This is a genomic window from Bifidobacterium choladohabitans, from assembly GCF_016102005.1.
Lineage (GTDB): Bacteria > Actinomycetota > Actinomycetes > Actinomycetales > Bifidobacteriaceae > Bombiscardovia > Bombiscardovia choladohabitans.
In genome coordinates, this window is the sequence record NZ_JACFPL010000001.1 from 20,655 (window position 1) to 39,913 (window position 19,259).

The 19,259-nt window shown below is 61.3% G+C and carries 12 protein-coding genes; 5 read left to right on the forward strand and 7 right to left on the reverse strand.

The window, feature by feature from the left end; translation table 11 throughout:
* Positions 1 to 21 precede the first annotated feature (21 nt).
* From H3S97_RS00095 to H3S97_RS00115, 5 genes are read right to left on the reverse strand one after another with little or no spacing between them, the layout of a single operon-like run.
* Complete coding sequence (locus H3S97_RS00095) at positions 22 to 825, reverse strand: L,D-transpeptidase (RefSeq protein WP_198219183.1); 804 nt, start codon at positions 823 to 825, stop codon at positions 22 to 24.
* Positions 826 to 879: 54 nt separating this feature from the next.
* On the reverse strand, positions 880 to 1,680 hold the full coding sequence (locus H3S97_RS00100) for an alpha/beta fold hydrolase (RefSeq protein ID WP_198219185.1): 801 nt from the start codon (positions 1,678 to 1,680) through the stop codon (positions 880 to 882).
* A complete protein-coding gene (gene ychF / locus H3S97_RS00105; protein WP_045924585.1) occupies positions 1,677 to 2,783 on the reverse strand; it encodes a redox-regulated ATPase YchF in 1,107 nt (368 codons plus the stop codon). The genes H3S97_RS00100 and ychF overlap by 4 nt, the downstream gene beginning before the upstream one ends.
* Positions 2,784 to 2,825: 42 nt before the next feature.
* Positions 2,826 to 3,629 (reverse strand): pyrroline-5-carboxylate reductase, encoded by an 804-nt coding sequence (gene proC, locus H3S97_RS00110; protein ID WP_198219187.1) that lies wholly within the window; start codon positions 3,627 to 3,629, stop codon positions 2,826 to 2,828.
* Between the two features lie 10 nt (positions 3,630 to 3,639).
* Complete coding sequence (locus H3S97_RS00115; RefSeq protein ID WP_198219189.1) at positions 3,640 to 5,019, reverse strand: alpha/beta fold hydrolase; 1,380 nt, start codon at positions 5,017 to 5,019, stop codon at positions 3,640 to 3,642.
* Positions 5,020 to 5,272: 253 nt separating this feature from the next.
* On the opposite strand from H3S97_RS00115, the gene H3S97_RS00120 reads away from it, so the two are divergent.
* The 5 genes from H3S97_RS00120 to H3S97_RS00140 all read left to right on the forward strand — a co-directional run bounded on the left by H3S97_RS00120 (position 5,273) and on the right by H3S97_RS00140 (position 15,581).
* A complete protein-coding gene (locus H3S97_RS00120; protein ID WP_198219191.1) occupies positions 5,273 to 8,929 on the forward strand; it encodes an RCC1 domain-containing protein in 3,657 nt (1,218 codons plus the stop codon).
* A 477-nt stretch (positions 8,930 to 9,406) separates the two neighbouring features.
* Positions 9,407 to 10,441 carry a LacI family DNA-binding transcriptional regulator gene (locus H3S97_RS00125; RefSeq protein ID WP_198219193.1) on the forward strand — a complete coding sequence of 345 codons (1,035 nt, stop codon included), beginning with the start codon at positions 9,407 to 9,409 and terminating at the stop codon, positions 10,439 to 10,441.
* Between the two features lie 54 nt (positions 10,442 to 10,495).
* Positions 10,496 to 11,479 (forward strand): ribokinase, encoded by a 984-nt coding sequence (locus tag H3S97_RS00130; RefSeq protein ID WP_373564659.1) that lies wholly within the window; start codon positions 10,496 to 10,498, stop codon positions 11,477 to 11,479.
* A gap of 342 nt (positions 11,480 to 11,821) precedes the next feature.
* The gene (locus H3S97_RS00135; protein WP_198219195.1) at positions 11,822 to 14,566 is read left to right on the forward strand and encodes a sensor histidine kinase; all 2,745 of its coding nucleotides are present in this window, start codon (positions 11,822 to 11,824) and stop codon (positions 14,564 to 14,566) included.
* Between the two features lie 325 nt (positions 14,567 to 14,891).
* The gene (locus H3S97_RS00140; RefSeq protein ID WP_198179901.1) at positions 14,892 to 15,581 is read left to right on the forward strand and encodes a response regulator; all 690 of its coding nucleotides are present in this window, start codon (positions 14,892 to 14,894) and stop codon (positions 15,579 to 15,581) included.
* A 19-nt stretch (positions 15,582 to 15,600) separates the two neighbouring features.
* Here H3S97_RS00140 and H3S97_RS00145 read toward each other — a convergent pair whose 3' ends face one another.
* Positions 15,601 to 18,207 (reverse strand): ABC transporter permease, encoded by a 2,607-nt coding sequence (locus tag H3S97_RS00145; RefSeq protein WP_332468250.1) that lies wholly within the window; start codon positions 18,205 to 18,207, stop codon positions 15,601 to 15,603.
* Between the two features lie 79 nt (positions 18,208 to 18,286).
* The gene (locus H3S97_RS00150; protein WP_232356190.1) at positions 18,287 to 19,171 is read right to left on the reverse strand and encodes an ABC transporter ATP-binding protein; all 885 of its coding nucleotides are present in this window, start codon (positions 19,169 to 19,171) and stop codon (positions 18,287 to 18,289) included.
* Positions 19,172 to 19,259: the final 88 nt, after the last annotated feature.

Consider the following 19,259-nt stretch of genomic DNA (forward strand, 5'->3'; position numbering starts at 1 on the left):
ACATTTTGGACGTGCTGAAATTCACTTGACCAGGACGGGTGTGCCGGCGGGCACGGACTGCATGATCCATAGGGCGTCGGGCGCGGTCAGTCGGATGCAACCGTGGGAGCTAGGGCGGACACCCAGCAAGTCAGCCTCCTCCTTGATGTAGCTGCCGCTGGAATCAGTGGGGACCGAGTGGAAGAGGAAGACCCCGTGGTTCAGAAAGCTGGTGTAGTAACGGGCGCCCATCCCCTCCCTGGGGTTGTAGAAGTGGTCGCCGCGCTCAGACTGGATGCGGAAGCTGCCCTTGGGCGTGGAATCGTCCATGCCCGTCGAGGCGTACATGGTGTAGAGCAGTTGAGACCCGTCGCGCACATAGACCCGCTGATCCTGAAGGCTGACCTCCAGGGAGAGGCCAGGATGGACCGCAGGATCCGGGTAATCGACCTGCTGCGAAGGCTTGAGCCAATCGACAGGCTGAGCAGATGCGCCAGCAGGCTCGGTCTTCTGAACCTTTGTCCGCTCCCCTGCTTGTTCTTTTTTCGCTGATGAAGCGGAGGACTCGGATTTACCGGAATGATGCGCCTTGGGAAATTGTCTCGCCGAAACGGTGGCTGTGCTGGAAGCGCTCGCACCTGCTGAACGTTCCGCATGGGCCGCATCCACCGGCTGGATCAGGTTGACGATCATGACTGTCAACAACAGCGTCAACAGGGCGGTTGTCACCACCACAGGCGTGCGGCGGATAGGGTCCAGCAGCCAACGGAGCATGGCAATCACACGCCGCTTAAGGCGTTTGCTATCCAATCCCCAGACAGCCATGTCCTTCCCCTTCGTTGCCATCGAACGAACCTATATGCACAGTTCATTTTAGCGGCAGAAGGAAATAGGGAGGACTCAACCTTTCAGCACTTGCCTGGCCCAATCCTCCAGCAGGTCGCACACCAGGGCCGTCTGCTCGATCTGCACATTGTGGCCGGCCTGGTCCAACACCGAGTAGGAGGCCCGGGGGAAGCGGCAGGCCAGGTCGAATTGGTCCAGGTAGCCCACACGGTCGTCCTGGCGGCCGCAGACGAAGAGCACAGGGGCTATGAATCCGGACCAAACCTGGTCGAATTCCATATCCAGCTGGTAGTGCCCCTCCATTCGAGCCACCGTATCGGCATCGGCCGAACGAATGCCGGGCATGATGGTGCGTTGGTAGGCCTCAAGATGCTCCCGGGACTCGACCACAGCCATCTGCCGGTAAGCATGCCTGGTGAACTCGTCCACATCGGCCAGTCCCTGGTCGTCCCGGACCAGCACCTGACGCGGGGGCAGGCGCCTGTGGGCGGTCACCGGGTCGACCACTGAAGAAAGCAGAGCCATCCCCCGGCAGCGGTCCAACCGACCGGCTGCAGCATGGCGACTGAGCAGCCCGCCCAGGGAGTTGCCCACCAGGGCGAAGGGGCCGCCACCGCTGAAAATGTCCACCTGGTCATCCAGCCACCGGGCCAGACCGTCCAGATCGAGGATAGACGGGTCGGGCGGTGTGCGGCCGAAGCCAGGCTGGTCCAGGTAAATCCGCTCGAAGCCGCAGACCCGCTCAAAGACGGGGTCCAGGTCGTCGAAGATGTGGTGGTCCACACCTGATCCGTGCACAAAGATCAGCGGCAGCCCATGACCCCTGCGAATGGCGAACCCGGGCTTGGAGTTCACTTCTTTGAACCGGAGGGGATGCCGGTCTTGAACTCCACGATGTCGCCGTCCTGCATGACGTAGTCCTTGCCCTCGAGGCGCATTTTGCCCTCCTCGCGCACCTTGGCGTAGGAGCCGTCGGCGGCCACGAAGTCGTCGTAGGAGACCACCTCGGCCTTGATGAAGCCCTTCTCGAAGTCGGTGTGGATGACCCCGGCGGCCTGGGGGGCGGTCCAGCCCTTATGGATCTGCCAGGCGCGCACCTCCTTGACCCCGGCGGTCAGGAAGGTCTGCAGACCAAGGATGTCGAAGCCCACCCGGGCCAGCTGGTCCAGGCCAGATTCCTTGAGTCCGGCGTCAGTCAGCATCTCGCGGGCGTCGGCCTCGTCCAGCTCGGTCAGCTCGGACTCGAATTGGGCATTGAGGAAGATGGCGGGCGCAGGAGCCACGGAGTCGGCCAGCTGCTTCTTCAAGTCCTCGTTCTGCAGCTCGTCGTCGTCCACGTTGAAGACGTATATGAAGGGCTTGGCGGTCATCAGATGCAGGTCGTAGAGCTCGTCCTTGTCGATGTCCCCGGCCTGGGCCGCCTGGTCGATGGTCCGCCCCTGGCCCAGAATCTCCTTGGCCTTGCGGACGGTGTCCAGGTAGGCGGGCTTGATCTTGCCGCCGCGCTGGTCCTTCTCCAGCTTGGGCAGGGCCTTGTCGATGGTCTGCATGTCGGCCAGGATCAGCTCGGTGTTGATGGTGTCGATGTCGTCGGCCGGATCCACCTTGCCGTTGACGTGGACGATGTCGTCGTCATTGAAGGCGCGGACCACCTCGCAGATGGCGTCGGCCTCGCGGATGTTGGCCAGGAACTGGTTGCCCAGCCCCTCCCCCTCCGAGGCCCCCTTGACGATGCCGGCGATGTCCACGAAGGTGACCGTGGCGGGCACGATCTTGTCTGTGTGGACCAGCTTGGCCAGGACGGGCAGCCGGTCGTCGGGCAGGGGCACGATGCCGGTATTGGGCTCGATGGTGGCGAAGGGATAGTTCTCCGCCAGAACGTTGTTGCGGGTGAGAGCGTTGAAGAGTGTGGACTTGCCGACGTTGGGCAGCCCGACGATTCCTATGGTTAACGACATATGTACCAGTCTATTGCCCGGACTGCCCCGGCGTGGCTCCCCCTAGTCGCCGCGCTCCACCGCATCGATGGCCTCGATGACCGCTCCACGGAAGCCGTGCTTCTCTAGGGATGCAACGCCCTTGATGGTGGTTCCGCCCGGCGAGCAGACCGCGTCCTTCATGGCTCCGGGGTTGGTACCGGTGGCCAGGTAGAGGGCTCCGGTCCCCTCCACCATTCGCGCCGCCAGCCTGTAGGCCGCCTGCCTGGGCAGCCCATGCTCCACCCCGGCGTCGGCCAGGGCCTCCATGTACATGGCCGTGTAGGCGGGTGCGCATCCGGCGATGGTCGTGCCCACCGAGACCAGCTCCCGGGGCAGCCGCTCGATCATGGCCACCGGGTCGAAGACCTGGGTGAAGAGCTCCCGCTGCTGGTCGGTCAGGGTGTCGTCCTCCTGGGTGACCAGAATCCCCTGCCCTACCGAAATGGGGGTATTGGGGATGGCGCAGATCAGGTGGGTGCCCTCCTCCAGGATGTCGGCATAGTCCTCAAGGGTCATGCCGCCCACCACCGAAAGGACCATGCGGTCCGGGTCAGCCAGCTCATGGCGGATGGGCTCGCAGACCTGGGCCACCTGCCCAGGCTTGACGGCCAGAATCACCAGATCAGCGGCCGCAGCCACCTCGGTGCCGGAGTGCATGGGCCGCACCCCCAGCTGTGCCGTCCGCACCACCAGCCGGTCGTAGTGGGCTGCACAGGCCACAATCCGGCCGCCGGGCAGCACGCCCGCGTCGACCAGCCCCTGGGCCATGGCCTGGGCCATGTTGCCGTATCCGATGAAGCCGAGAGTCAATGAGTCCGTGTTCATGCCCTCAAGTCTAGCCGCGCGCCGGGAAGAGCCCCTCCAGATCGCCGCGTTCCAGGGCCAGCCGGTAGAGGTGGGCGAAGACCCTGTCCCCGTGCAGACCGTCATGCTCGAACTCGTTGGTCACCCAGGCATGGGCGTGACCCACGCGCGAGAGGGTGTCCAGCTGAAGCTCGGAGGGCACGTAGAGGTCGTCGGCATAGACCGCTGCCTGCAAGGGAACCTGATTGTCGGCCAGACGCTCGGGATCGTACAGGTGGCCCCAGGAGCCCTCCTCCATGAGCAGGCTGACCGCCGGGCCGAAGGGGCGCAGGGCCGACTCCTGCTCGAACATCCAGGGGAAGATCGCCTCCCCGGTGAACATGAGCGGGCGGGCAGCAGTGTCGAATTCGGGTCGGGCATCGCGCACCCGCTGCCCAGCCCAGCGCAGGGGTTCACAGTCCCCATCGGCGTAGATGAACTCCTGCAGGGGCCAGTAGAGCGGTGTAACGGCAGTGGCCGCCCGCACCCCCTCCAGGAAGGTCTGCGAGAGGGTGGCCCGTGAGCTGCTGGGGCCGGAGGCGGGCAGGCTGCCGTCGCCTTCCAGGAAGGCCGTGTCCAGCAGCCAGTGGAGGCGCTCGAACCCGCCGCTCTTGCCCAGGTCGGCGCCCAAGGTCTGCAGCCGCTCCACGCTCAGGGGGTCGCCGCCGGGCAGGACCACATCGCCCTGGGCCAGCCGGTCGGCAATGGCCGCCACTCGGTCTTGATCCCCCGGATAGCGCTGATAGAAGGCCTGGGACCGCTGGGCCATCTTGGTAAAGGTGTGGGAGAAGAGCTCGTATGCATCAGTGGGGATGTGGGGTACGCCTCCGGCAGTGAAGGCCGCAGCCAGCCCTTCTGGGAAGTTCGACAGGTAGGCCAGGGTCAGATAGCCGCCAAAGCTCTGCCCCAGAGCGACCCAGGGACGGCCGGCGAAGACCGTGCGACGCAGGTGCTCGAAGTCCCGGATGATGGAGTCGGCCAGAAAATGCTTCAGATAGTCGGCCTGGGCCCGGGGCTCACCCAAGGAGGCCATGGTGGAGCCATCAATGGCGTTGGACCGGCCCGTACCCCGCTGGTCGGGCAGGACAATGCGGAAGTGGCGCAGGGCCTCAGGCATCCACCCGTCGGCAGTGGCGTTCAACGGCCGTGGGGCGCCCGAGCCTGGTCCGCCCTGCAGGTAGACCAGCAGCGGCAGGTCATCGTGGATGTGCTCGGGGGCACAGACCACGCGGTAGAAGCAGCGGATGACCCCCTGGTCCGAATGATCTTCGGCTCGCCAGACGCCAGGTTCACTGCCCGCCCAGTCCAAGGGAACGGGGATGGACCCCTCCCGAACGTAGAGTCCCGGCAGATAGTATCCCTGGTTGGTCATATGCTGGCTCCTTTCTTTGAGATCAGTCGGATTCATTGTTCCCGGGCGGTTGGACCTGGCTCGTGTGTTGTCCGTGGGCCGGGTGGTAGGGTGAAAAGCGGGGGATGTCGAGAAGACGGCTGGCTTTTGTCGTGACTCGTGCAGTCTGTTGCACGGGCTGGTATTGAGCAATGGGCGGCTTTCCGAAAAGAAGAACTTTGTTATGCAAGCGGCGTTGATTCCGTTTGGTGTTTGGTGAAGGGGTTTTGGTTTGATGCATCTGGTTTCCCGTCTGCGTCGCATCATGGCGATGATGACCGTCCTGATCAGCCTGCTGGCAGGCCTGGGCGTCGCATCCGCCCAGGCGGCGGATGCTCCTGTCCTCACCGGGGGGGGGGGTCGTCAGACCCCTCGCGTAGCTGAGCAAACCCCCGGCATTCCCCCCAGCAACACTCCAGAAACCCCACTGCCCTCGCCATCGCCGATACAAGCCGCCACACCGTTAAGCCAAACAGCAAGTACAGGAACCCCGTCATCGACGACGGGAACACCCGGCAGCATAGGCTCCGCCCAGACCAAACCAGCCGAAAAGAGGGATGGTCAGGCTTCGCACATAGTGCGCTTCGACCCGGCCGACGGCAGCAAACCCACCCAAACGAGCGTGAAAACCGGCACCCTCGCCGATCCCCCGCAGCAGAACCCTCAACGTGAGGGCTTCCGGTTCGACGGATGGACACACGACGGCCAGCCCTTCGACTTGCAGACCCCCATCCTCCAGGACACGACCCTGAAAGCCCAATGGTCGAAAACCACGGACTGGACGCTGAACCCGGATCATGGGCCCGCCTCCGGCGCCCGGCTGACAATCAGCCCGCCCGACAGGCAGGAGCCTCAATTCGCCAGCATCCAAACGGCAGGCGGCCAGTTCCTCGGCTTGGCCGGCGACGGCCGCATCTACACCTGGACGCAGGAGAGCACACCCAAACAGGCTCCCTCCCCCGTGCAGGCCCCTGCCGGGTTCCGCTACCTGCAGGCCGCAGCAGGCAGCCGATCGCAGGCCGCGTTAGGATCCGACCAGCGGATATACACCTGGAACAGCAGACAAGCAACGCCCACCATCCTCGACACCGGCAAGGATGCCGGGTTCACCAGCATCAGCACGGACAATGACCTCCTGCTGGCGGTGGACCGGCAGGGACAGGTCCACGCCTATCAGGCCAGCAATGCCGACAGCCAGGGCCTGAACCCGAAATTCTTGGAGCAGGCCGCCATCAGCCTGCCCGGGCAGGCGCAGGCCGTCACCGCCGTCGCCTCCGCCAGCCAGGCGCTCATCGTGGACGAGGACGGGCAGGTCTGGACCTGGGAGATGAGCAATCTCGGGAAAGCCGAGCCTGCACGCGTCAAGCAGCAGCCGGAAACCCGTATCGTCCAGGCCCAGGCCCTCAGCCAGGGGTTCCTCCTCCTGGACGCGGACGGGCAGGCCCGGTACCTGCCAGACGGGAAGAGCAGCCCGACAATCGTCAGCCTGCCCGGCGGCGAGCAAACCGGCAGAATCAACAGCAGCGACGATCAGGCCACGATCATCGACAAACACGGCCACGTCTGGGCCTGGCAGCCCGGAGAAACCCCCAAGCGCGCGGACGACGGGAGCCAGCAGTACATGCAGGCCACCGCTGCCGGCGGCAGGATCGCCGCCATCAGCAGGCAGGGCAATATGTTCACTTGGAGCCTAGATAAGCAGGGCCGGCCCGGCAAGCCAGCCAGACTCGACACCACAGCCAGACTCGACACCACAGCCGCGCCCATCTTGGAAACAGCCAGCATGGACAGCCAACCGCTCAAACTCACCAAGAACAACAACTCATGGCAGACAAGCATGCCCGCGCATAAGCCAGGGCCAGCCGCCATCCTCATCACCGGCAGGCAGGACGGGCAGCCTTTCGCCAGGAGCCTTGCGTACACAGTCGACCAGCCGCCGGCACGAGCTGCGGAACCAGGATCCGCGTTCACGGTCCGCTTCGACACGGGAGGCGGAAACCCCAAACCAGCAGACCAGACCGTCCCCGCCCCATACGGGAGGGCGAAGCGGCCCTCCCCCGACCCTGTGCGGGAAGGCTTCCTGTTCGACGGATGGTTCACCGGGCAGGTCGCCTACGATTTCAGCAGGCCCGTCGACAAGGACCTGGCCCTGACCGCCCACTGGTCGCCGGACAGCGGGAACAGCACGTGGAGCATCAGCCCGGACAAGGGCAGCCAGCTGGGCAGGGAATCCACCACCATCACTCCGCCTGACAGCGCCAGCCGGGGCATCAGGTTCAACCAGGTCAGCGCATCAATAGATGACAGATATCCTTCCTATGGTTTTTCCTTGGCTGTGGGCAGCGACGGGAACGCCTACGCCTGGGGAAACAACCAGTTTGGCCAGCTCGGCGACGGGACGAGAACTCAACGGACTACACCGGTCATAGTGAAGACGCCCGACCGCAACACGTACCCGGACCTGCCCCAGGATTTCACCTACGTGCAGGTCAGCGCCGGATACCGGCATTCCCTAGCCCTGGGCAGCGACGGGAACGCCTACTCCTGGGGATACAACGGCTATGGCCAGCTCGGGGAGGGGACGGGCACCGAACGGCATGCGCCGGTCAGGGTGAGGACGCCCGACCGCAACACGTACCCGGACCTGCCCAAGGATTTCACCTACGTGCAGGTCAGCGCCGGAAACGATTTTTCGCTGGCCGTGGGCAGCGACGGCAACGCCTACGCCTGGGGATACAACGGCTATGGCCGGCTCGGCGACGGGACGAGCACCGACAAGAATGCGCCGGTCAGGGTGAAGACGCCTGACCGCAAGGCGTACCCGGACCTGCCTGCGGATTTCACCTACCTGCAGGTCAGCGCCGGAGGCACTCATTCCCTGGCCCTGGGCAGCGACGGCAACGTTTACGCCTGGGGAGCCAACGGCTTTGGCCAGCTCGGCGACGGGACAGACAGCGACCGGCATGCGCCGGTCATGGTGAGGACGCCCGACCGCAACATGTACCCGGACCTGCCCAAGGATTTCACCTACGTGCAGGTCAGCGCCGGAAACGATTTTTCGCTGGCCGTGGGCAGCGACGGGAACGCCTACTCCTGGGGACGGAACGACAATGGCCAGCTCGGCGACGGGACATACGCCACTCGGTATACGCCGGTCAGGGTGAGGACGCCCGACCGCAAGGCGTACCCGGACCTGCCCCAGGATTTCACCTACGCTCAGGTCAGCACCGGATTAGATCATTCGCTGGCCCTGGGCAGCGACGGATACGCCTACGCCTGGGGATGCAACCTGTATGGTAGCCTCGGCAACAACACCGGCGGCAGCTACAATCCGAGTCTTGTTCCTGTGCGCGTGCGCGACCCCGCCAGCCCCACTGATAAGAGCAAAGGACTGCAAGCCACGCAGGTCAGCGGCGGATACCATTATTCGCTGGCAGTGGGCAGCGACGGGAACGCCTACGCCTACGGACGCAACTACTATGGCCAGCTCGGCAACGACAGCATCCCCACAGGGCAATATAACAGTAGCGCTAGGAGTCTTGTTCCTGTGCCGGTGTCGTTCAACCTGCAGCTGGTGATCACCGGCGTCAGGTTCGACCAGACCGCCGCATCAGGGCTGACGCGCGGCGACGGCAGCAGCGTCACCGTGACTACGCCCGCGCACCAGCCGGGCCCGGTCACCGTCAGCGTGGACTACACGCTGGGCGGCGCACCCCAAACGCCCGACACCTCCCTTCGATACACGTACCTGCCTGCAGGCGTGCTCCCCAAGGCAGGAGGGGAAGGCATCCTGCTCGCCCTGGCCACGGGCATGACCGGCATGGGCGGGGTGCTGGCATCCCGCCGCCACCGCAGGGAACAACACCGACTGCTTCATGCTTCACTCGAGTAAGAGCGGCCGGGCGGCGTATCAATCCCCCCGCCCCCGGCCCATACAGGGGGAGCAGGGAGGAAACGTGTCACTGAAGGCTCATCCCCAAGAGAGCCGACACTTCCCTTCCGCGCCCCCACCACACTTCTGCAGGCGGAAGCCGAGGGCAGGCATGCACGCCCGCGCCCCGCCTGGGAGAGAGGGGAACACGGCCAGGCCGACCAAGAGACTCAACAGCCTCCAGTCGGCCCGGCCGCTGTTCATCTCCCTATCCCAGCATAATCGCGCAAAACAGTAACCTTTCCCCGGGCATTCAGCTTCGATTATCTTCACTCAAAGCCAAGCCTCGACGGGCCATGCTGTGAAAGTTGCGGTATCGTTACCGCACTGATATAACTGAAGGCTGTCAGAACCGTTCGCCTGCCCATGGCGGCGGTCAGGCAACCGCCGAGGTCGGCAGTCCGGCCCGGCGGCCGACCACTTCGACGAAAGGCCATGATGGCGTACGCGACGATCAGGGATGTGGCCCAACGGGCCGGTGTCTCCGTATCGACGGTCTCCCGAGCCCTCAACGACTCCGGGCGCATCTCCCCCGCCACACGACAGCGCATCAACCAGGTCATCCACGACCTGCACTATGTGCCGGACTCCCGGGCCCGATCCATGCACTCCGCACACTCGCGCACCATCGGCCTGCTCATCCCCGACATCCGCAACTCCTACTTCGCGGACCTGGCCTATCTGATCCAGGGCCAGCTGCTCAACCACGGCTTCCAGACGCTGATCTGCACCTCCACCCAGGGCGACCCCGGCGAGGACCGGGCCCAGGTGCGCAATCTGCTGGGCCAGCACATCGACGGAGCCATCATCGTGCCCGGGCCGCGTTCCTCGCACACCTTGGAGGAACTGACCCGACGCGGACTGCCACTGGTCTGCGTGGACCGTGCCGCCGAGGGTGCCGCCGGACGCGGCGGGCGGGCCATCCCCTGCGTGGACGCCGACCCCGAGTCCGGCCTGAGGCAGGCCCTTGAGGATCTGCACGCCCAGGGCCACCGACGCATCACCCTGGTGCCCGGACCCCTCAAGGAATCGGCCACCTTCCGGGAACGCCTGAACGTCTACCGGGACCTGCTGGCAGGCATCGAAGGCATGGACGACCCCCTGGCCGACCAGGTAGAGCCCGGCACCTTCGACCCCGACATGATCGACCTCTGGGCCCGGCAGGGCATCACCGGCGTGCTCTTCGGATCCTCCCTGGATGCCATACGCGCCATCAAAACGGCACAGTCGCGAGCAATCAGCATCGGCGAGGACCTGTCCATGGTCACCTTCGACGACCTGCCCGTCTTCCGCATCCTGACCCCGGCCGTATCGACCATCTCCCAGCAGATCGACACCATGGGGACCCGCTGCGTGGACATGCTCCTGGCTCTGATGGCAGGCTCGCCCGTGCGGTCGGTCCGGCTGCAGACCAGCTACCGCCACTGCGCCTCGGTGGGTCGCCCGCCCGCGCACACCGGCCAGGATCCCTGAACCTGTCACAGCGTGATCATCAAGGCGGACAAGCTCATCAAGGAACGGAGAAACATGATTCAAGATATGGCGGCGGCACCCGACCAGGTGCTCAAGGGACTGGATACCATCACAGGGTCCATCTCGGTGGTCGGGTCCATGAATGCGGACTACACCGTCAACACCGACCGGCTGCCTAAGCCCGGCGAGACCATCAACGGCGGTCCCCTGCAGGTGCTGCCCGGGGGCAAGTCGGCCAACCAGGCGGCGACCGCGGCCCGCATCGGCGCCCAGGTCAGGCTCTTCGGGGCCGTGGGATCCGACTCCAACGCCGACTTCCTGCTGGGGCAGCTGGGCAATGCCGGGGTGGACGTCTCCCATGTGATGACCGTGCCGGGAGCCAGCGGAACCACAGTCATCACCGTGGATGCGCGCGGCGAGAACACCATCGTCTACTCCCCCGGCTCCAACGGCAAGGTGGATGTGGACTACGCCCACCGCTCCCGCCAGGCCCTGACCTCGGCCAAGGTGCTGGGCCTGTGCCTGGAGAGCCCCATCGAGACGGTCACCGAGGCCGCGCGCATGGGCCACGAGGCCGGCATGACCGTGCTGCTCAACGACTCCCCCTTCCGCGCCGACCTGCCCGCCGACCTGATCGCCAACTCGGACCTGATCCTGGTCAACGAGCATGAGATGGCTCAGCTGCTGGGCATCGACGAGCCCGAGGACGGCGACTGGCTGGGGGCCGACTGGGACCGAATCAACCAGACCATGCAGGACTTCGGCTTCCACCGGGCCATCGTCACCTTGGGCGGCGAGGGATCCATGGTGCTGGACCAGGGCCAGACCTACCGGATTCACGCCGTGCATGTGGATGCCGTGGACACCACCGGCTGCGGGGACGCCTTCATGGGCACCGTGCTGGCCGGCCTTGCCTCCGACATGACCCTTGTGCAGGCCGCCCAGCTGGCCTCCTACGTCTCCGCCTACGCCGCCACCGGGCAGGGGGCGCAGGCCTCCTACGGCACAGCCGAGCAGATTCGGCTGCGTTTCTCCTGAGACCGGGCGCTCGGAGGCGGATCATCAAGGTCGAGCCATCGGGATTAGTCCACCGGGATCTTATGACCAAGGTCCGTTGGTCAGGGTCCGATGATTAGTCAGGTGGACCGGCCCCTCCCCCGGCTTTGTCAGGCCGACGAACCGTTGTGGAATGCACGACGGGGAGTCGGCCTGACTGGTATTTGAGCGAAGGAACGGTATTAAACCCCTCGAGGTGGCTAAACCGATGATCAGTAACCACATCTGCAAAGCCACAATTCTTCGGCAGCCAGGGACAACATTTGACCACATCATCCCTCGGACTGATGGCGCCTCCCATCACCCACGAATATTGTTGGTTCCATGAACACAGTCAGTCAAACAGCGCAGCGGCCGATCACCAGGTCCAACAGTCGAGTGCTGCTGACTGACACTCTCTTGGCCATCCTTCTACTTCTACTGGTGAGCGGCCCCACCTCCGCTTCCGATCCAATAGATGGAGCCCTGATCCCCTCGCAGAAAATCCAAATCCTGATCTGGACGATCCTGATCATAGCGCCTGTCATTATCCGTCGCCGATTCCCCGACCTGGCAGCCGGGCTCTTCGTCGCTGTGGCTCTGGCTCAGCTCCTGTTGGGGCCTGCCATCATGCTAGCTGATGCAGTCTGCCTGGTAATGGTCTATTCCTGTCTGCTCTACGGACGCCCATCCTTGCGTCGACTCTACCTGACCTTGACCTGGGTCATGATGTCCTTAGCATGCCTGGCCTTCACGTTGGTCAATTCGGGGTTTCTGCCTCCAGGCAGGACACGGCGGGACTGCACCTTCATGTCGCCGAGCTCATTGAGGGAACTGACAATCAACTTCCTATTGAATTTTCTGTTCGATGGGCTTCTGCTGCTCGTCGCCATCATTGCGTCCTACTGGACGCAGACCAGGCGGGATGCCCTTGACGAGGCCCGGCGACGCAACCACGCCTTGGCCCTGCAGGCAAAACAAAGCGCGGCCCTGTCTGCAAGCGCTGAGCGGGCCCGCATGGCCCGTGATATGCACGATGTTGTCGCACATACACTGTCCATTGTCATCGTGCAAGCAGATGCCGGCAGATACGCTGCCACTGCCGATGCGAACCTGGCCCTCAAGACCATGCGCACCATTGATCAAGAGGGCCGTCGCGCCCTACGTGAGCTGAGCTCGCTCTTCGACAAACTCAGGGCTCCATCCAACCAAGCGGCCGACGCCAGCCAAAAAACAACGAATTTCCCTCCAGGTCAACACCCGTCTTCCCCAAGAATACTTGACCAATCTCAAGCAACTACCCAAACGAGCTCTACTCGTCAATTCGCGAACGAGCATGATCGCAATTCAGTTGATGCAGAAGGTGCTCAACCAAGACAAGCCAGCGATCATCCTCCCACAATTCAAGAGGCTCCAACTGTTGACACTGGCAAGGCCAATGTTGATACAACCGACAATGCACATACTTGGCCCTCGGCTGCCACCTCTTCAAGCAACCCACCGACCAGCTACGGATCATGGACAGACCTGATAGATGCGGCTCGACTCACTCAGCCAGAATCCCAATTCAGCCGGCACGTCGAAGGCCGACCCCAACCACAGAGGTTGGATCGCAGCCGCGCCATAACTGCTTATAGGGTCTTGCAAGAAGCATTGACCAATGTTCGCAAGCATGCCGCTCCTGCTTCACACGTGCTGATTGAAGAGCAGTGGCTCACGGACGGTTTGAGCCTGACTATTGAGGACTACCCGCTTGACCTTGCCACTACTATTTCAGATTCTCAGACGCAGATGGAACAACCTGAGCATTCAGGCTTTGGACTTTTGGGAATGCAGGAACGACTGACGTCTCTGGGAGGCAACCTTCAGGCTGGCCCCAAACCAGGTGGCGGTTACCACCTTCAGGTATGGATTCCTTTTGTCGCTCCGCCAAAATCCGACCCCAAAATGGGAATATACGCAAATCGACAAGCTCAGTGGTCCTTGCGCTCGATTGTCTCCAAGCTCTTCATTTGGTTTCAAAGCCATCCATTGACGGCCGACCTGGGTTTGGTAATCGGACTCGTATTGGTAGAGAATCCAGGTCAAGCTGCTGCTATAGCATCTGTCATGCGACAATATGATCCGGGCCGACCAGTAAAGGTCATCGCCACGCTAGGTATCGCTTTGCCTTTGATTGTGCGCAGAGTCCGCCCCGGCATTTGCGCCGCCCTAGTGGCTGCAGCTGCCGCCCTGCTGCTGCTCTTCTCGCCATGGCTGCCAGAGGCTGCGATCTGTTCCCCAATCGCCGTCTATTCAGCAATGGTTTACGGTAAATACACCACCCGACGGTGGGTTCCGTTGGCGGTCATCACGGATACGGTTTTATGGGCTGTCAGATGTGTAGCCAATAACCAAGGGTGTCCAACCATTCTGGCCTACATGACAGAAGGCCCGGCAGAATCATCTTTCTCTGTATCCCATTTAACACTTTTCATAGTGATGGCCGCACCGGCCTTGATCTGTCTGCTGACCATTCTGATTGCCTCACGCCGACGTACTCGTGGTTCGGTCCTGCTCCTCCAGCAGGAACGCGAGCGCGCGCTAAACCAGACCCTGCAGGAAAGCCAGGCTCTGGCAGCCAATCAAGAGCGCGAACTCATTGGCTCTACCATGCAGGTAGAAGTGGCTGCAACCCTGAATACAGTCATTGCATCCACTACCAAAGCCATCTCCGAGTTGAACCATTATCAAGTCAAGGGGGTGAACCCTTCCCCAGAGCAGGTAGCGCAAGCCTTCGGCGACATTGCAACTCAAGGACGCCAGGCCCTAGCTCGCATGCGACAACTGCTCACTATCCTGCGTCACAGTTCCAGAACCGATTTGCGTTCAAACATTGACACCGCCGATTCCCAAGACACGAGCCTCGATTTATGCAGGAACCAGATGGTCGAACCCACACACAAGACCATACCTTTGCCGGCTCTTCATCCAGCCAAACCCCTGCCAGTAGATCTCGATGATCAGCTCGACAACCATTCGCAACAATCACAACAGGATAAGGAGCCAGAGCATGCCCAATCGGACCAATCAGAGCAATCGAACTCCTGACATAGGCGTTCCTGATGAGGAGCACCTCCTAAGACGAACATACAGAAAAATGAGCACTCTATAAGTCATACACCCGAAGATTAGCCCACTACAGGCAACGATAGCTGACGAGCGCCACTCCACTATTTAACAGTCGCTCCGACGACAGTTGTTCAGTCAACATTTCAGTCAACATTTACTCAGTCAACAATCAACCAGGCAGCGATTACATTGATTAGAAATTGAAACCGGTCGTAATTCCCAGTCATAATTCCCAGCAACACTCAACTCAGATAAAATCGGATGGTGGCGCTGGCCATCATCTAGCGGAAAGAAGCAGGCTCTCATGGAACGGACCGAACCCATCAGCGTTGCCGTCGTGGACGACCAGGATCTGGTCCGAGCCGGTTTTGCCATGGTCATCGGCTCCCAGGATGACATGACCGTGGTTGGCCAAGGCGCGGACGGCGAGCAAGCAGTGGATCTGGCCTCACGCCTGCGTCCTGACGTGATCCTCATGGATGTCCGCATGCCCGGCATGGATGGTTTGACAGCCACCCGCCTGATCACTGCTTTGTCACCCGACCGTCCGGAGCCCAGGGTCATTGTGCTGACCACCTTTGATCTTGACGAATACGTCATGGCTGCCATAAAAGCCGGTGCATCAGGATTTCTGCTCAAGGATACCGAGCCTGAAACCCTCCTGTCCTCCATCCGTACAGTTCACCGGGGCAATGCGATCATCGCTCCTTCGGCTACAAAACGCCTGATCGAACACATGGCCCATGACGTGCCTGCGGCCGGGTCCATGCCATCGGGATCGACCTACCGCGATCCCGAAGTGGACCTGCTCACTGATCGCGAGCTGCAGGTCCTGATTCACATAGCCCAAGGTCTGAGCAACCAGGAGATAGCCGACAATCTGGGGATCTCACTGCCCACAGTGAAAACTCATGTCACTCACATTCTCCAGAAGATCAATGCCCGGGACCGCGTCCAGGCGGTGGTCTTCGCTTACGAAAACCATCTGGTATGAACCTGGACGTCATGCAGCATCAATCGTCACTAAGAGCCTCAATGGGTGAAACCTTGACTGCCTCCCTGGCTGGCAGCACACTGGCTGCCACCGCAGCCAGCAAGGCCACTGGCAGTATCAGCGCAAAAGTCGACCATGGCACGGTGAAGGTCACGGATCCTAAGGGCACAAAGACCTGGTAGGCTCCTATCCATCCGAAGAGCGTTCCTAGAACGATTCCAGCCAGACTGGCTCCCAGGGCTATCATGCAGGCCTCGACTCCCAAGGATCGACGAACCTGGACGCTGCTCATGCCGATTGCCCTGAGCGTGGCAGTCTCACGACGGCGTTCCAGCACCGACATCATCAAAGTGTTGGAAACCCCTATCAGGGCGATAATCACAGCAACGCCCAGCAATGCCACCATGATTGCCAACAAGGAATCGATTGTTTCGCTCCATGTCCTCATTTGCGTCAGCCCTCCGCTCATAGCCATGTCGTCATGCTCTCCTACAGCCTGACGTATGTCATCCAAGAGCAGTGCAGCATCGCGATCTCCCTGCGTCCTAATCCAGATTTCATGCGTCTTGGTGTCAATCCCAGCGACATTCCGGGAGTCCGTGATTGCATAGACGCCACTGTTATCCAGCCCTCCGAATCCGGCGAAGACCCCGGTCAATGTTCTTCTTGCATCTGCCTCCTTTTCACGTTCGTCGTCCGCCTGAGGATCAGCTATCGACAACTTCAGCTGACTTCCATCCCGGTAACCGGAATGCTTGGAAATCGTTCTGGTCGACACCAGTAGCGCATCCGACCTTTGCATACCTGGACCCAGATCGGCATGAAGCACTCGCCTGATCCGTGAAGCATCCAAGGCATAGACAGTCATGGAAGCTTGTGAGGGGCCTCCTGACTCGACCTTGGCATTAAATCGCTGCACCAGCTCTGCATCTGCAACACCTTCGACACGCTCAATGGCCCGCACATTTCTCTTGTTCAGCCCCTGACCAGATATTTCAATATCCACGGAATAACGCTGATCAATATCCTTGAACAAAGTACGTTTAGCGGTTACCGCACCCGTAGCCAAAGTGGAGACCAGAGTTACGCCAATCAGCAGAGCAACACCTGTGGCAGCGACTCGTGAGGGATTTCGAGCGATATTCGCCACTCCGACCCTGCAAGATGGTCCAATCTTGGACACAGGTTTACCCAGGCAACGCAGAAGAGCCGGAATCCATCGACGAGCCCCTATCAACGCACCCAGAAAAATCAGCAAAACACCCAATACCGCGAGACCTAGCAAGAGTTCCTGCTGATTACTGGCCTGGACTGTATTGCCAGAGTTTGTCCTGACTAGCTCGGTGACGCGCCAAGAGGACCAGATCACCAATGCCAGACCAACGGCAGCCAGCAGGATACTGATTCGTAAACCGGCCCGCTTCCTGCTGCCTGGGTCCTGATGATCCACTGGCTGCAGGGCTTCAAGCGGTCTGACCCTGATAGCCGTACGAGTAGACCCAAAGGCAGCCACCAAGGTTGCCAAAACACCGAGCGCAAACGGAACCAGGAGGGCAGCAGGGGTAAGCAAGAGTTCAAGCTTCATTGTGCCCGAATGCAAACCAAAGCAACCGGCAAGGCCCATCAATCCCATGGCCAGCAGGATGCCAATAAAGGACGATATGACGCCAAGGAGCAAAGCCTGTTGCAGCACACTTACCCTGATTTGCCGTCGATCAGCACCAATAATCCTCAGCAGGGCCAGATACCTGCGCTGTCGGGCCACCATGATCTGGAAGGTGTTGGCAATCACCAAGGCAGCAACCACCATGGCCAGCACACCGAAAGTCATGAGGAAGACGGTCATGAAGTCCACACCATTGCCCGTCTGCTCACTGAGCAGTCTGTCCTCCATGGCACCACGGTCCTCCAGCCGGTATCCATCGGGAACGTATCGACTGATGTTTTGCAGAGTGTTTTGGAGTTCCTTGCCTTGGCCGTCAACCAGCAGATAGATGTTTTCCACAGAGGGAGACTCAGGTCCAACCATTCCCGCCATAGTCAGCAGGCGATCAATCCGAGAACCCGTCAGCACCACAGCTCCGCCGAAGTCGTCGTACTGTCCGCCACGGCTCGCGCTGATGCCTGAGACGGTCAAGTCCACAGTGCCCTGATCGACAAGGCGTTCTGTACTCGAAGAATCCTGAGCACTATCGCTATCACTACCTGGCAGCATCATCGGGGACAGATGAAGGCGCACCTTATCGCCCAGACCCACACGGAGCCTGTCGGAAACGGAATGCGGCAACACAACCTGATCATCTGAATCCGGCCATTGCCCCCGGTCCAGATCAACAGGCATGAGTTCCTGCCTGGCACCCGCAATGGCAAGAATCCCCTTGCTGGACTGACCGTTTGCTTCCATATCCATCATGAGGCTGACATCAGGGCGCAGACCACGAACCCCCTGCAATTTCGACAGTCCTTTGCTGTCAAACTTGTCGAACAGGATTGGCTTGTCCTGATCCTTTCTGGAGGTCACAGCATAGTTGGCTCGACCGGCATCCAGGCTAATCTCACGACGCATGGAGGCATTCGCCACGTTGCCAAAAAGGAGCGTCAGACACATAAAGAGGGCGCCGATCACGATGGCCAGGCCAGCCGGCATCATCATACGTGCATCGCGCTTCATCATCGTACGGGTTATCCGCCACACAGTGCACCCCCTAGTCCCGTACCTGGGAATCGCCAGCAGTGCCAGCCGACACTTGTTCAGACAGAAGGTCATTCATGGCCTTCACCGTCGGATCCTGTCGGTCCGCAACGATCTGTCCGTCTGCAAAGACCAGCGCACGGTCGGCATAGGATGCGGCATAGGCATCATGAGTGACCATGATGACGGTCTGCCCCAGCTCGCGGACCGAATCCCGAAGGAAGCTGAGCACCTCGGTCGAGGAAACCGTGTCCAGGTTTCCCGTAGGCTCGTCCGCAAAGACGATTGAAGGCTTGGTGATGAGGGCCCTGGCAATGGCCACACGCTGCTGCTGGCCACCCGAGAGCTCGCTGGGCCGATGGTCCAACCTCTCCGACAATCCCAGAGTCTCTACCAGCTGCTCCATCCATGAGGTGTCGGGCCGAACATCGTCCAGTACCAGCGGCATGAGGATGTTCTGTTTGGCAGTGAACATAGGCAATAGGTTGAAGCTCTGGAAGATGAATCCCAGATGCCGTCTCCTGATAAGGGTCAGCTGACGGTCGTCCATTCGTGTCAGGTCGACTCGGCCGGCCTGATCAATCGATGGATGGTGACGATCTCCGCTCTTCGAATGCAGAAGATCAGCGGCCATATAGACATGGCCTGAGGTGACAGTATCCAGACCAGCCAGAACGTGCATGAGCGTTGACTTGCCCGAACCTGAAGGACCCATGATGGCGGTGAACCGGCCACGCTCGAAATTCACGTCAATTCCGCGCAGGGCATGGACGGCGTTAGATCCTTGCCCATAATCCTTGGTCAGCTGCCTGGCGCTGACGGCCGGCTGACCCACGATGCCTGGACCTGCTCTGTCGATCAACCCTTGTGAAGACGAAGTATCCGCTTTGTTCTGCATGGTGCTCCTTATCCGCGAGGAAACCTTTCTCCCGTCAGCTTCCGACCCTATGCGGCTATTAGCTGCCGCGATATGCTCCCTGGGAGCG

Bases quoted from the DNA above. Each gene is read 5' to 3' on its own strand.
- H3S97_RS00095 (WP_198219183.1), bottom strand. From the start codon at position 825: ATGGCAACGAAGGGGAAGGACATGGCTGTCTGGGGATTGGATAGCAAA.
- ychF (WP_045924585.1), bottom strand. From the start codon at position 2,783: ATGTCGTTAACCATAGGAATCGTCGGGCTGCCCAACGTCGGCAAGTCC.
- proC (WP_198219187.1), bottom strand. From the start codon at position 3,629: ATGAACACGGACTCATTGACTCTCGGCTTCATCGGATACGGCAACATG.
- H3S97_RS00115 (WP_198219189.1), bottom strand. From the start codon at position 5,019: ATGACCAACCAGGGATACTATCTGCCGGGACTCTACGTTCGGGAGGGG.
- H3S97_RS00120 (WP_198219191.1), top strand. From the start codon at position 5,273: ATGCATCTGGTTTCCCGTCTGCGTCGCATCATGGCGATGATGACCGTC.
- H3S97_RS00125 (WP_198219193.1), top strand. From the start codon at position 9,407: ATGGCGTACGCGACGATCAGGGATGTGGCCCAACGGGCCGGTGTCTCC.
- H3S97_RS00130 (WP_373564659.1), top strand. From the start codon at position 10,496: ATGATTCAAGATATGGCGGCGGCACCCGACCAGGTGCTCAAGGGACTG.
- H3S97_RS00135 (WP_198219195.1), top strand. From the start codon at position 11,822: ATGAACACAGTCAGTCAAACAGCGCAGCGGCCGATCACCAGGTCCAAC.
- H3S97_RS00140 (WP_198179901.1), top strand. From the start codon at position 14,892: ATGGAACGGACCGAACCCATCAGCGTTGCCGTCGTGGACGACCAGGAT.
- H3S97_RS00150 (WP_232356190.1), bottom strand. From the start codon at position 19,171: ATGCAGAACAAAGCGGATACTTCGTCTTCACAAGGGTTGATCGACAGA.